The organism is Flavobacterium flavigenum, assembly GCF_027111255.2.
In the GTDB taxonomy this organism is placed as follows: Bacteria; Bacteroidota; Bacteroidia; order Flavobacteriales; family Flavobacteriaceae; genus Flavobacterium; species Flavobacterium flavigenum.
In genome coordinates this window covers 3,600,963-3,616,257 of sequence record NZ_CP114285.2, presented here as the reverse complement: position 1 = coordinate 3,616,257, position 15,295 = coordinate 3,600,963, and the positions used below count along the sequence as shown (strand labels likewise).

General features: G+C 34.9%; 7 protein-coding genes. 5 read left to right on the top strand and 2 right to left on the bottom strand.

Translation table 11 applies throughout. The annotated features are described in order from the left end of the window. Window positions 1-1,809: a type VI secretion system Vgr family protein gene (locus OZP09_RS14970; protein ID WP_281309595.1), complete on the bottom strand. Its 1,809-nt coding sequence runs from the start codon at window positions 1,807-1,809 to the stop codon at window positions 1-3. Between the two features lie 223 nt (window positions 1,810-2,032). Beyond that, a complete protein-coding gene (locus tag OZP09_RS14965) occupies window positions 2,033-4,888 on the bottom strand; it encodes a triple tyrosine motif-containing protein (RefSeq protein ID WP_269234536.1) in 2,856 nt (951 codons plus the stop codon). Window positions 4,889-5,242: 354 nt separating this feature from the next. Between OZP09_RS14965 and OZP09_RS14960 the strand changes: the two genes are divergently transcribed. The 5 genes from OZP09_RS14960 (at window position 5,243) to OZP09_RS14940 (ending at window position 15,020) form a co-directional block, all read left to right on the top strand. Next, entirely contained in the window at window positions 5,243-8,329 is a 3,087-nt protein-coding gene (locus tag OZP09_RS14960) for a SusC/RagA family TonB-linked outer membrane protein (protein WP_281309594.1), read from the top strand. 30 nt (window positions 8,330-8,359) lie between these two features. Next, complete coding sequence (locus OZP09_RS14955) at window positions 8,360-9,907, top strand: RagB/SusD family nutrient uptake outer membrane protein (RefSeq protein WP_269234535.1); 1,548 nt, start codon at window positions 8,360-8,362, stop codon at window positions 9,905-9,907. A gap of 274 nt (window positions 9,908-10,181) precedes the next feature. Continuing rightward, complete coding sequence (locus OZP09_RS14950; RefSeq protein ID WP_269234534.1) at window positions 10,182-11,642, top strand: glycoside hydrolase family 30 protein; 1,461 nt, start codon at window positions 10,182-10,184, stop codon at window positions 11,640-11,642. A gap of 201 nt (window positions 11,643-11,843) precedes the next feature. After that, a complete protein-coding gene (locus OZP09_RS14945) occupies window positions 11,844-12,683 on the top strand; it encodes an endonuclease/exonuclease/phosphatase family protein (RefSeq protein ID WP_269234533.1) in 840 nt (279 codons plus the stop codon). Between the two features lie 108 nt (window positions 12,684-12,791). After that, on the top strand, window positions 12,792-15,020 hold the full coding sequence (locus OZP09_RS14940; RefSeq protein WP_269234532.1) for a glycoside hydrolase family 3 N-terminal domain-containing protein: 2,229 nt from the start codon (window positions 12,792-12,794) through the stop codon (window positions 15,018-15,020). Window positions 15,021-15,295: the final 275 nt, after the last annotated feature.

Here is a 15,295-nt window from a genome sequence, read left to right as displayed (position 1 = left end):
TTAATAAAAATTACTAGGTTCGGAACTATTGTGAATAATCTGCTTTTGTGAATGCTTTGTAAATTCCTCTACAGAAGAGATCATTACATCTTTATCGCCATTAAATATAAGTTCTTTGACTGTATGAGATTCTAAATTACCCTCTACTCTTTCTATAAAGTTTCCTGTTATGGTACTATTTTTATTTCCTGTAACAATTTCTGTTTTTATACCTCCAACACTTTCTATAGCATCAACCCCAACGCTTTCCGTTTTATTAACTCCCACAGAAGTTGATAAATTATTAGAAACATTAATATCCATATCTGTACAGTTAAATGAGATTCTGTTCGGTGCACTCACCTTAATATTTCCTTTTCCATCCATCAAATAGCTGTTTCCACTCGGATCTTCAATCAAAATACTTCCCTCAGCATCGTTTAGAACTATTTTTGTCCCGGAACGTGTATGGATCGCTTTTACATTATTCTGCCCGTCTGCATAACCGCTTGTAGCGCTTCCATTATATTGTGTTCCCAAAATATAGGGATTCTGTGCATTGTCACCTTCAAAACCTACCAAAACTTCTTCATCAATTTCGGGAATAAAGTAAAAACCTTTTCCTGAACCTGAGTGTGGCTGTATCATTCGGAGCCACTCGCTTGAATTGTTTCCGCCTGCCCAGTTGAATTGTACTTTTACACGTCCTAATCCTTCCGGGTCGTTGTTGTCTTTTACTTTTGCTGGCTGAGTTTCGGCTTTCGCAAATACATGTACGTCTGTGTAATGTGGAGCTGCAACATCTGCCGGAATAGCTTTGAAATTACAGGTATAGTTTCCATGAACTTGCGAGAGGTGTGTTACTTCTGTCACAATCAGTTCGTGTTCTACAGTCTGGTTTATGATGCTGAAAACCTGTCCAAGTCCTAACGGAAAATAAGATATTCCGCTGTAATAAACACTATTGGCGTCGCTGCCTGCGGTCTGCAGTCTGACCATTTCCTGGATTTCTTCGCTGCTTTGGGCATTGGTGGTGTAAGCTCCATGATTCAAATCGTTTTGGGCAACGGTTCCCTGATTATGTCCAACTACAGCAGAGAAGCTGTCTTTGCTTCCCGAAGATGTTCTTGCTGAGGCATTACGAATGTTAGATGCATTATTATAATCATACCCTCCCAAAGAAATTTTATGGGAAGCCATATTGGTCTGGATTTTAAAACCATGCAACGAAGACCCGTTGATGAGTTTTATTTTACTGGTTTTGGTTTGTCCGAACTGCATCCGCATTCCGTCAAAATAGAACCATTGTCCGTATCGGCTTGCCAATCGTTTCAAGAAATCAAAATTGGTCTCATTATACTGGGCCAGGTATTTGAATTCCTGAAGGTAAGTCGATTTTATAGCATCCCTTTCATAGAATTCTCCCGGACCTTCTGCTAAAATATCCAGCACGATATCATTCATGCCTCTTTGCTGGTAGGTTCTTGACTTTTTCATATCGTCCAGCACAATAGTGTGGCTGATGCCTTTGACATGCAATCCTTCGGCACTACCGTGAAGGTCTATTGATGAAAGCTCTGTAATGATTCCTTTGCTCATCAACCTGATTCCGGTAAGGCTTTTAAAGGTAAAGATAACTTCATCGCCAAGATAGGTTCGCAATGCCTTTGCCTGATCTGCCGGGTTTATGATCGCCTTGCCTGTGTATTGCCATACAAAAGAAAAATGATGGTGATCGGCCATCTTTTGTGACAGTTCTAAATTATGATAAACTACATTTTGGGTAAAACTCCCTATGCTGATATGTACCTGTTCTGAAAAATGTCCCATAAATTATTCGCTGATATATTAAGTAAGAATTTTTTTTCAAAAATAAACTTTATAACCAATTTCACAAATGTTCTGTCGATATTTTTGTAAATATTTTACTTCACAAATAAATTACCACATATCCTAAATATGTAGTCATAAAAAAACATCCAAAATCAAATTCATTTTGGATGTTGGAATATTCTACTTACTTATAAAAACGCAGAAGGCAAGATTTCTAACACTATATACTCATTAAAAACCCAATAAGATTTTCTTTCTTATTTAACCCAAGTTTTTTTCTTAACCGGTATCTGGCCAATTCGACTCCTCCATTGGATATATTCATGATTTCGGCTATTTCTTTAGTGGACATATTCATGAGCAGATAAGTTGATAAGTCTAATTCTCTGGGCGAAATTGTTGGGTATTTTTCTTTTAATCTTTTTAGGAAATCAAAATGTACATTCTTAATATGCTTTTCTAAATCTTTCCAGCTTTTATCCGTATTTACTTCTTTTACAATGCTTTTATGGAGCTTATTAAATTCAGATTTCGTGGCATCATCTAAAATGTTTGTATCAATATCTTTTAGTTTGCTTATTATGCTATTCAGGGTTTTATTTTTCTTTACGACCTGTAAAGAGTTATTTACCAGCTCTTTGTCTTTTGCCAGAATCTTAATTTGAAGTTTGTCATTTTTTAATTTCTCAATTTCTTTTTCGAGCTCATGCTGCTCCTGTCTTATTTTAGATTCCTTTTCCAGGTATAAACGTCTTTGCTCAATGGTTTCATAGTATTTATTTTTTCTGATCTTTAGTTTAATTCTATCCGAGATCACATATATACCAACAAAAATTAAAAGCAAATAGGAAATGTAAGCTAAAAAATGCCTGTACCATGGAGGTGAAATCGTAAATTTGACCTGATCAATATCTGAAACTACACCAAAACTGTTTCTGGCTCTTAATTTCATTGTATAATTACCTTCCCTTAAATTCGTATATTCTTTAATCGCAACAGGAGACCAGCTTCGCCAGGTATCCTCAAAAGGTTCTAATTTGTAGGAATAAGCAACATTTTCCTGGTTTTCAAAAACAGGCGAAGAAAATGTAAACTTGACACGATTGTCAGTGTATGACAAATTAAACAGTTTGTCAATTGTTTTTAGATTCCCCGTTATAATAGTATCTCCTGGAAAAGAAAAACTTTCTATGAAAGCAGTTGGTTTGGTTATAAATGTATTCGGAATTGTAGCGTCATAGTGTGTTAATCCATCCGTTAATCCAATAAAAATATTTTTGGAGTCTATTCTGTTTATTGATATATAGCTGTTGACCAGATTCCCGGTTAAATTAGAAAATGGCGCTTCTTTTCTGATGTATTTTTCATTGTCTGATTTTTCTAATACACCAAGAGACTGATTGAATGAATACCATAAATTTCCTTTAGAATCCTGAATTAAGGTATTGATTAGCGGGATATCTTTAAAAAGACTGCTCATTTTTCTGTCTTCAAAAAAATCATCCTGATCTTTTGAAAATCTGTAAAAATGATTTTTTGTCTGAAAATAAATTTTATTATTAATTAATTGCAGACTTTCAATTCCTTTGTTTACTACAGATATCCGGGTATGTTTTTTTATTGATTCAAATTTTTTGAGATCATCAGAAAGTTCCATCTGATATAAGTAGGGACTTTTCCTGAACCATACATAATCATTGTCCAATTCGACTTCGAAAGTACTGGTCGTTTCATCAAAGCCTTGAACCTGATTTATAAACTCAGCGCTGTCTGATCCAATTTTAAAAATTGAAAAACCATTATAATGCTCTCCGATGGCATATTCAGTATGTCTGGGTATCTGTTTCAAACCAAAATATCCTCTGGTATCCAGTATTTTTGACACCTTATTATTTTCTATAACTAAAGCACCGCTATTGCTGGAACATACTAAAACATTATTTATAACCTGAATATTCCATGCCTGAGCTATTGTTCCCTCGACCCTGGTGAAAGGTTCATCACTAAATGAAGTATTCCAGGGATGATAAAATAATCCCTGATTGGTTGCCACATACAATTTATTCTGATGCAATACAGATGCGTAAACTGTACCTATATTATAACTATAATCAAAATACGTGAAAGGTGAATTTTCATTAATAAAGGTTATTCCGTTATCAAGCCCCAGCCAAAGATTATTTTTACTATCAACAAATGAAGTGAGTATCGTATTGTTTTGAAGTCCCTTTTGGCGATTAAGATGCTGAATTATATTTCCTTTCAAATCGCAAATTATTACACCATTTAAAACAGAATTTAGAACGATAAATTTATTTTTTATAATTGCTCCGCCAAGCGAAGTATTCTTTTTTATAAAACTATTTGCTTCCGTATTCCATTCTGTTATGCTGTTAAAATCATAAACAAAAAGACCTTTTTCGAGAGTAGCCAAAAGAATCTTGTTGTCAGGCAACGGAAACATAGCCCAAATCTCTTTATCATTTAGAACCTTTGTGCCTTTTAAAGAATATAATTTTTGATTTTTATATTCTAAAATTCCCAATTCCTTATCCTGAAAGTAAAGACGATTCTTTATTACAAAAGAAAACTGAAACTTTCTTGGTGCATTTAGAACCTTAATTCTGTTGTTTTTGTAAAAAAGTGCTTTAGTAAAAGATTGGAAAATTACTTCTCCTTTAAAAATATGAATTCTCCAGATTAAATTTATATCCTTTGCATCTTTGGGACTAATTAGCTTTGAAAGTGAGTAATATTTCAAATCTCCCTTATCCCCTGCTTTAAAATAGCCAAATTCATTATTTCCCCCAACAAAAATTTTCCCCGATCCATCAATCTTTAAGCTTCTTATTGCAGTATTATTTGGTAAAGAATATGTACGCCACGTAGAACCATCAAATTGAATCAATCCGCTATTGTTTGCGAAATACATATTACCATTTTTATCCTGATCGATACTCCAGTTTTGAGTTCCACCTTTATATTCTGTTCGTTTATAATTTTTAAGATTAGGAGTTCCAATATTTTTTACCTGACTAAAACTGCTGAAAGCAAGAAGAAATAAAAATATACTCAAAAAAAAACTTATCGATTTCATATTTTCTGACCTCTTTTTTTATAATTAATGCATTTAATTGTAATTTTTACATTTATGCTAAATACGCAATTACAATAAAAACTTTATACTAATGGTTTATTTCATTTTTGATAAATGTAGTGTTTTTTTATGATAATTAACATTACTATAACAATTCAATTACTTTTTTAAATATTTAAAAATCAATTATTTAAAATTAAAATGATGTGTTTTTGTAAAGTATAATTTTATAGTTTGATGTGTTTTTGTAATAATAAATAATTATAAAAATTTGGGATTTTAGCTTTATCATTGCATCAAATTACTAATTAATTAACCAAAATTTTTAGAAAAATGAAATTAACAAAATTACTTCTTTTTTGTTTTTCGTCTTTATTGTTTTCAGTTATCGCAGTCGCTCAGGATATCACGGTAAATGGAATAGTTAACGATGAAAGTGGAATGCCCGTCCCGGGAGCAACAATTTTAATTAAAGGTACTAACAAAGCAACTGCATCTGATTTTGATGGAAAGTTTCAAATTAATGCTCCCTCTAATGGAACATTGACAATATCTTTTGTGGGATATAATACAATAGAAGAGGTTGTAAATGGAAGAACTAAAATCGAAGTCCGATTAAAACCTGAATCACAAAACTTAAATGAAGTTGTAGTGGTAGGATACGGAACACAAAAGAAAAGTGTTGTTACAGGTGCTATTTCTTCAATAAAAGCAGAGCAAATTGCCACTTTATCAGTTGGTTTATCAACACAGGTATTACAAGGGCAAGCTGCGGGAGTAACTGTTATGGCACAATCTGGTGCTCCGGGAGCTGGAGCTAAAGTTCGTATCCGTGGAGCAGGATCAAATGGTAACTCAGACCCTATTTATGTGGTTGACGGAATGCGAACCGGTAATATCGATTTCTTAGACTCTAATGATATCGAAAAAATAGAAATATTAAAAGATGCTGCATCTGCTGCTATTTATGGAGCTGACGGAGGTAATGGAGTTGTAATGATTACAACTAAAAAAGGTAAAGCGGGGTCTATGAAAGTTACTTACAGCAATCAATTTGGTTTTCAGTCTTTGAGAACAAAATTAGAAATGATGAATGCTGATCAGTACGTTAAATGGATTGACGAAACAAAACCTCCGGGTAACAGGCCAAATGTAGCAGACTGGGAAGGCAAAAAAGGAACAGACTGGCTTGATGAAGCAGCTGAAGATGCAGCACCAATGCAGCATCATACACTTCAGCTTGCAGGAGGAAATGAAGTTTCTACCTTTTTAATTTCAGGCAACTTTTTTACTCAGGATGGGATTTTTGGCGGAGATAAAACCAATTTTAAACGTACAACTGTTAGAGCTAACTCCAATCACAAAGTCAGCAAATATTTAGAAGTTGGAGAAAATTTCTCCCTTTCAGTAAACAAACGTAAAGCTTTTACTGAGGATGACAGTTTCAACGGTATCATGAATCACGCCATGTTAATGGATCCTTTGACACCAGTATTTTATCCAAACGGAACAGCGTTGCCACAACACGTTCAGGATGCATTGGCGTCAGGAAAAGTACTGATCAAGAATAAAAATGGAGAATATTATGGTATCTCAGAATATATTGATGGAGAAATAGCAAATCCAATTGGACAAATTGCAATTGATCATGGCTTAAGCCAGGAAACCAAAATTATTGGTAATGTATATGCCAATATCAAGCCTTTTGAAGGATTTGTTTTTACAACACGTTACGGAATTGAGCAGGCATTCAACAATTATGATGACTGGTCTCAAAAAGCATGGTGGAATTCTACTAAAGAAAACACTACAAACTCTAAAACTTATAATCAGGGAATTTTTAAAACATGGTTATTTGAAAACTTTGCAACTTACACCAAAACAATCGGTAAGCATGAATTCTCTGCCATGATAGGTATGTCTGCTCAGGACACTGAATATCGCTATTTGAATACACGGGCATCTGGAATGATTAAGGAAGGTGATCAATGGGCACCTGTTGGTGAAACTCCTGTAACGGGAACTATATCCGGTAATATAACACCATCATCCATGAATTCTTACTTTGGACGTCTTACGTATTCATTCGATAATAAATATTTATTTCAGGCTTCTTTAAGAAATGATAACTCTTCGCTTTTTGCGCCGGACAAACGTGCCGGATATTTCCCTGCAGTATCTGCGGGCTGGATCATCTCTAATGAATCATTTTGGGCAACTGAAACTGTGAATCATTTAAAATTAAGAGCATCATGGGGTCAAAATGGTTCTACATCTAATATTGCTGCAGGCCAATGGCAGGCATTCATTACCAAAGATGGTTTAAAATATCCGGATGCATTAGGCAATTATCATACTGTAGGTGAACTTAAAGCATTACCTAACGAAGACATTACCTGGGAAACTACGGAACAAACCGATTTAGGATTTGATGTACGAGCTTTTAATAATAGATTAACATTTGGTTTTGACTATTATAAAAAGGTTACAAAAGACTTGTTAACTCCTTCATCTCCACCTTTATCAACTGGTTATGCAGCTCCATATGCTAATGCAGGTGATGTAACCAACAAAGGATTTGAAATTGAAGCAGGATGGAGAGAATCCGGACGTAAATTCAACTATGGAATCAACTTAAACCTGACTACAATTAAAAACGAAGTTACATATTTAAACCCATTGCTTACAAGAGTTGACGGAGCAAACCTGCCAGTATTAGGAACTGTAACTTCTTTCGAATTAGGAAAACCAGTTTGGTTTTTCAGAGGATATAAAACAGATGGTATTTTCCAGAATCAGGCGCAAATTGACGCTTATAAAACAGCTTTAGGAAATGTCTCTACATGGAACCCAACTCCGGGTGCGCCTATAGTTGTTGATACGAATGGTGACGGTGATATCACAGATCAGGATAAAACATACATTGGTGACCCTCACCATGATGTAATAGTTTCAACCACTATAGATTTTGAATACAAAGGATTTGATCTTAAGATTTTTGCACAAGGTGCCTTTGGAGGAGAAAACTTCCTGGCATTAGCGAGAGTTGACAACCCAGCTTCTAATCGTCCGTCATTCTTTTACACTGATAGATGGACAGGAGAAGGGAGCACTAACAGTTTTCCAAAAGCATCTTATAGTGATCCAATCATTTACACAAGTGATTTAATGGTTCAGGATGCTTCTTATGTAAAAATCAAACAAATCCAATTCGGATATAATTTTAAATCAGAATTATTAAGCCAGATAAAAGTGAGCAATCTAAGACTTTATGTTTCATTGGATGATTACTTCACATTTACAAAATACAAAGGTATTGACCCTGAAGTAGGAAGTTTTTCAAATAACTCACAAGGTATTGACAGAGGTTTGTATCCAAATGCAAGCCGTATCATGACAGGATTATCAGTATCATTTTAATTCAAAGACGAATACAAAAAATTAATAACGATGAAAAAATTAATATATAAAATATCATTATTTGCAGGCTTAGCTATTATGCTGGTTTCCTGTGCAGACGATTTCTTAGACAAGCCGGTTTATGGTGTTTTGGCTGCTGATGATTATTTCAAAACCGAAGAAGAACTTCAGGAAGGCGTATTTGCATGTTATGATGTGCTGCAATGGGCATATACTACTGACTGGAATTCTATGTATGTTGTAAAATCATTTCCGGCAGACGAAACACACGCAGGCGGAGGTTCAGATGGTGACCAGCCCTCTTACCAGCAACTTGATGACTTTTCATATACAGCTGAAAACAAACCAATTGAACATTCTTTTAAAACCATGTATTTTGGTATTATGAGAGCTAATGCTGTTATTAATATAGCCGTAGGAGATACACCTGCCAAAGTTCAGATGATAGCCGAAGCCAAAGCCTTAAGAGCCTTTTTTTATTTTGAATTAGTTTCAATGTGGGGAGGAGTTCCATTACGATTAGCACTTCCGGGTGCATCTGAGTTTGCGCTTGAAAAATCGACTCCTGAACAAATCTATGCCCAAATACACAAAGATTTAGATGAAGCTATTCCAAACCTGCCTAAAAAAAGTGAATATTCTCCCGAAATGCGTTTTAGAATGTCAAAAGGGACAGCACAGGCGATAAAAGGTAAAGCTTATTTATATCAAAAAAAATATCCTGAATCAGCTGCTGCATTTGAAGATGTAATAACTTCGACTGAGTACGACCTTGCTCCTGATTATTCCAAATTATTTTTAAAAGAATCTGAATACGGTTTAGAATCATTGTTTGAAGTTGGTTATAATATCACCGGGTATGATTGGGGGAATTTTCAATGGGGAGGAAACCGTTCAATGGAAAACAATATCAACTGGCAGTTAATGGGACCTAGAGGAGATTACTATACTACAGGAACTTCAGGACTTCTGCCAGGCTGGGGCTTTAACTATCCAACAGCTAAAATGGCTCAGGCATTTGATGCAGAAGGTGATGTTATTAGAAAAAATGCTTCAATATTGTCAGTTGCCGATCTTAGAACAAAATATGGCGGAGACTGGACAGAAGACTGGACAGCACCAGACCCTGTGTGGGGAATGGAAGGCTATTTCAGACTTAAATATGGTACATTAAAATCTGAAACAGCTCCAAGTCCGGGTGTTGCTGAATTAAACTACGGAACAAACATTAGACTGATCAGGTATGCAGATGTTCTTTTAATGGCAGCAGAAGCGAATCTTTTAGCAGGAAATGTTTCAACTGCACAAAGCTATTTTACTAAAGTTCGGGACAGAGTAGACTTACCTGTTAAAACTGTTACACTTGATGCAATTAAAACAGAAAGAAGATTAGAATTAGCGTTTGAAGGATTCAGATTCCTTGACTTAATTCGCTGGGGTGATGCAGCAACAGTACTTAAAAACCAAGGATTTAAGAAGAATGGTAATTTTGCTGAAAAACATAACTTATATCCAATTCCTTCTGCAGAAATTCTTAACAATAGCAAAATGACACCTAATCCAGGTTGGGGCAACTAACGGCTAATAAGAAATTTCATTGCTGTAAAAAGCACTGATCACTTCTATTTCGGTTAAAAGTTCTAAAAGCAAAAAGGCAATTAATAATATTCGAGAGAATAAAATATTGCAATAAAAATGTATTCACTGAATCGTGAATCATTTGAAGTTAAGTAAGTTAAGTTTGGTTGTTAGAATAGCCCATATTTTTTATTGATATGGGCTATTTTTTAAATCATTTTGAAGAATCCAAAAACATTTATGCCTGATTCTTAAATTATTAAAACATAATACAATGAAAAAAATTGGCTTTATTATTACTTGTTTATGTTTATCATTTTCTGTTTATCCACAACAGAAAAAACCAAAGCAGACAGAAGAATTTACAACAAATAATAAAACGATCACAGTGTATACCACTGCTGATAATACAAAATTAAGGTTAACCCCAACAGATAATTTAAAATTCTCACCTTCTCAACAGCCTGTTGAAACTGAAATTTCAGTTTTTGTAGAACCTTCCAAAAAATTCCAGACCTTTATGGGAATTGGAGGTGCTATTACGGATGCAAGTGCCGAAATATTTGCAAAACTATCCAAAGAAAAACAAGCTGAATTCCTAAATGCTTATTACGATACTCAAAAAGGTATTGGCTATTCATTGCTAAGAACAACCATACAAAGTTCTGATTTTAGCAGTGGAAGCTATTCTTATATCAAAGAAGGCGATACCCAATTAAAAACTTTTTCTATTGACCACGATAAAGAATTTAGAATACCATTAATCAAACAAGCCATAAAAGCTTCCGGAGGAAAAATCCCTGTCTATGCAACACCTTGGTCGCCTAACGCTTTCATGAAAAGTAATAAAAGTGTACTTAAAGGCGGAAAATTATTGCCTGAATTTTATCAGCCCTGGGCTAATATGTATGCCAAATTTATAAAAGCATACGAAAAAGAAGGTATTCCAATCTGGGCGACTTCTGTACAAAATGAGCCTATGGCAACCCAAACCTGGGAATCCTGCCTCTATACCGCTGAAGATGAGAGGGATTTCCTGAAACATTTCCTAGGACCAACATTAAAAAAAGAAGGTTTAGGAAATGTAAAAATTATTGCCTGGGACCATAACCGCGATTTAATGGTACAAAGAGCAAACGTAATTTTTTCAGATCCCGAAGCTTCAAAATATGTCTGGGGAATAGGTTTTCACTGGTATGAAACCTGGACCGGAGCTCAGCCGATGTTTGAAAATGTAGCGAGGGTTCATGAAGCCTATCCGGATAAAAAATTAATATTTACCGAGGGGTGTGTCGAAAGATTTGATCCTGCAAAATATCAGTTTTGGCCAAATGCAGAAAGATATGGAACTTCTATGATTAATGATTTCAATAACGGAACCGTTGCCTGGACCGATTGGAATATTCTATTAGATCAGTTTGGCGGACCAAACCATGTTGGTAATTTTTGCTTCGCCCCTATTCATGCTGATACCACAACTGGTGAATTAATTTATACGCCATCTTATTATTATATTGGTCATTTTTCTAAGTTTATTCGCCCAAATGCTGTTAGAGTAAGTACATCAGTAAGCAGAAGTCATTTGTCCAGTACCTCATTCTTAAATAAAGATGGAAAAATGGCCACTATCATAATGAATCATACCAATAATGAAATCACGTATAACTTAATTGTGGCAACTGAAAAAACAGTAGTAAAAATACCTGCACACGCAATACAGACTTTAGTTTATTGATAATTTATTTAGTCCTTATGCCATTTGCCATATAAAAAAGACAATGAAACAACATTCCAATTATTATGGCTAATCCCAATTCTAAAATCTGACTGCTCAAGATTCAAACAAGCTTTAAGATTATGATTAACGTTTTTTTAAAAGATGGATTTTTTTCAGCAGAGCTTAAAATGGTAGCTTTGGAGAATAAAAATTTTTAATATGAAAAAGATACACATTGTTATTCTGTTATTAATGCTTCTTTTTGCAAGCTCTTCATTCTATGCTCAGAATTTAAAAATGATGAGTTATAATATCCGTTTGGACGTTGCTTCAGACGGAGAAAATGCATGGCCAAACCGAAAAGATTATTTTACTTCTCAAATCCGGTTTTACAGTCCCGACATTTTAGGAGTTCAGGAAGCTACCCCCGGTCAGGTTGTTGATATTGCTTCTGCATTGCCGGAATATAGTAAGTTTGGAATAGGGAGAGAAGAGAATGAAACGGGTGAAGCCTGCACTATTTATTATAAAAAAGAACGCTTTAAAGTAGAACAGATGAATACATTTTGGCTTTCAGAAACCCCAAATGTTGTCTCAAAAGGCTGGGATGCCGCCTGCAACAGGATATGCACCTATGCACTCTTCAAAGATTTAAAAACAAAGAAATCATTTTGGGTTTTTAATACACATCTGGATCATGTGGGCAATGAAGCCAGAGTGAAAGGAGTGCAGCTGATTCTTTCTAAAATGAAAGAGATCAATTCTAAAAATTATCCGGCATTTTTGATGGGTGATTTTAATTCAGAACCCAATACAGATCAGATTGCAGAAGTAAAAAAAGAAATGGATGATACCCAAGACGTTTCAAAAGAAAAACCTTTTGGACCTTCGGGAACATTTAATGGTTTTAAGCATAATGAACCTGTTACATTACTAATAGATTACATATTTATTTCTAAAAATAGCAGATTAACAATTCAGAAACATGCTGTTTTAAGTGATTCAAAAGATTTAAAATATCCTTCGGACCATTTGCCTGTTTATATTGAAGTGAATTAAAAACTGCTACTTCCTTCATCATAATAAAATTTAGAACTAATAATTAATCTTAAAACCTAAAAAAACAATTATATAGAAGACAGTACAAAGAATAAAACAAAGTATTTCATGAAAAAAATAACAACAATGACCCTGTTGATGATTTCCATTTTTGCGATGGCCCAGCAACAGACAATAGATCAAAAGATAAATGATTTATTGAAAAAAATGACACTGGAAGAAAAAATAGGTCAGCTTAATCAGTACACAGGAGATAATCAGGCAACTGGTCCCATTACAATTAATCCAAACAAGCAAAACGAAATTAAGCAAGGTTTAATTGGTTCGATGCTAAATATTATCGGGACAAAATATACCAGACAATATCAGGAGCTGGCAATGCAATCACGTCTTAAAATTCCGTTGTTATTTGGTCAGGATGTTATTCACGGATACAAAACCACGTTTCCAATTCCGCTGGCAGAAGCGGCAAGCTGGGATTTAGCAGCTATTGAATTAGCAGCAAGAGTTGCGGCAACAGAAGCTGCGGCAAGTGGTATCCACTGGACCTTTGCCCCAATGGTCGATATTGCCCGTGATCCTCGTTGGGGACGTGTAATGGAAGGTGCCGGCGAAGACACTTATTTGGGATCTAAAATTGCGTATGCCAGAGTAAAAGGTTTTCAGGGCACTAAATTAGGCGATCTGAATTCGGTTATGGCCTGTGTAAAGCATTTTGCAGCGTATGGTGCAGCTATTGGCGGAAGAGATTACAACTCCGTTGATATGAGTGAAAGGATGTTATGGGAAACCTACCTGCCTCCTTTTAAAGCCGCTTTGGATGCGGGTGCAGCTACTTTTATGAATTCGTTTAATGATGTAAACGGAATTCCGGCCACCGGAAATGCGCATTTGCAAAGAGATATTTTAAAAGGAAAATGGAACTTTCAGGGATTTGTGGTTTCAGACTGGGGATCTATCGGCGAAATGGTTGCCCATGGATATTCAAAAGATTTGAAATCTGCTTCTTTTTCAGCTATTACAGCCGGAAGCGATATGGATATGGAAAGCAATGCTTATCGGTATAATTTGGCCGAATTAATTAAAGAAGGAAAAGTTTCTGTTGATTTAATTGACGATGCTGTAAAGAGAATCCTGCGTAAAAAATTCGAATTAGGATTATTTGATAACCCTTACCGATATTCAGATGCAAAAAGAGCAGAAAAAGAATTAAACAATCCCGAAAACAGAAAAGCAGCACTTGAAATGGCTAAAAAAAGTATTGTTTTGCTGAAAAATGAAAACGAAACTTTACCACTTTCAAAAACCCTCAAAACCATCGCTTTTATCGGTCCAATGGTCAAAGAATACAAAGCTAACATGGGATTCTGGGCTGTTGATTTACCGGAAGTTAATTATGATAAATGGGTTGTTTCGCAATGGGATGGACTGCAGAATAAAGTAGGTAAAAACACCAAATTGCTTTATTCCAAAGGCTGTGAGGCAGAGGGAGACAATAAAGATGGTTTTGCAGAAGCGGTTGCAACAGCAAAACAAGCCGACGTAGTAATTTTAAGTATTGGCGAAAGACACGATATGAGTGGAGAAGCCAAAAGCCGAAGCAATATTCATTTACCCGGTGTGCAGGAAGATCTTGTAAAAGCTATTATGGCCACAGGAAAACCTGTGGTTGTTTTAGTAAATGCAGGAAGACCTCTTATTTTTAACTGGACTGCAGATAATGCTCCTGCTATTGTATATACCTGGTGGCTGGGCACAGAGGCGGGAAATGCAATCGCCGATGTATTGTTTGGCGATTACAATCCGTCGGGAAAATTGCCAATGACTTTCCCTAGAGAAATTGGACAAATCCCGATTTATTACAATCATTTCAGTACAGGAAGACCTGCGCCAAACGATGAAGCAACCGGCTATGTTTCGTCCTATATCGACTTGAAAAATTCCCCTAAATTCCCTTTTGGATATGGGCTTAGTTACACAAAATTTGATTATTCAGGTTTGAAATTATCTTCAGCAAAAATAAAAAGCAGCGAAAACATAAAAGTATCATTTCAATTATCCAATGTCGGAAAGGTGACTGGAGAAGAAGTAGTTCAGCTTTATTTGCAGGATAAATTTGGTTCTGTGGTGAGACCGGTTTTAGAATTGAGAGATTTCCAAAAAGTAAAATTAAACGCAGGAGAATCAAAAACTATTGAGTTTATAATTGACAAAGAAAAACTTTCTTTTTACAACAATAAATTAGAATGGGTTGCCGAACCGGGAGATTTTGAAGTTATGATTGGTACCTCATCAGCAGATATTAAACTAAAATCTAGTTTTGAATTAGTAGATTAAAAATAGGTTTTAAATAGAAAATGCCTCGATTACATTTTCTGGTAATTGAGGCATTTTTTTATTAAAATTAAATATCTAAAACAGATTCTAAAGATTTTTTCTAAAAAAAGGTTTGTTCACAACTGTCAAACTCATTCTAAAATTCACCATTTCAACACTAGCTGTTTTATTCAGGAATTTTGCTTTTATTAACTATCCTATTTATATACAAAATCTAATTTTTCTAAATCTCAAAATTATCTTTTCTTATTAAAAATGGTATCATTAAATAATAT

What these genes read in the sequence shown, in the direction of transcription:
- OZP09_RS14955 (WP_269234535.1), top strand. Translation starts at nt 8,360, where the DNA reads ATGAAAAAATTAATATATAAAATATCATTATTTGCAGGCTTAGCTATT.
- OZP09_RS14945 (WP_269234533.1), top strand. Translation starts at nt 11,844, where the DNA reads ATGAAAAAGATACACATTGTTATTCTGTTATTAATGCTTCTTTTTGCA.
- OZP09_RS14960 (WP_281309594.1), top strand. Translation starts at nt 5,243, where the DNA reads ATGAAATTAACAAAATTACTTCTTTTTTGTTTTTCGTCTTTATTGTTT.
- OZP09_RS14970 (WP_281309595.1), bottom strand. Translation starts at nt 1,809, where the DNA reads ATGGGACATTTTTCAGAACAGGTACATATCAGCATAGGGAGTTTTACC.
- OZP09_RS14940 (WP_269234532.1), top strand. Translation starts at nt 12,792, where the DNA reads ATGAAAAAAATAACAACAATGACCCTGTTGATGATTTCCATTTTTGCG.
- OZP09_RS14950 (WP_269234534.1), top strand. Translation starts at nt 10,182, where the DNA reads ATGAAAAAAATTGGCTTTATTATTACTTGTTTATGTTTATCATTTTCT.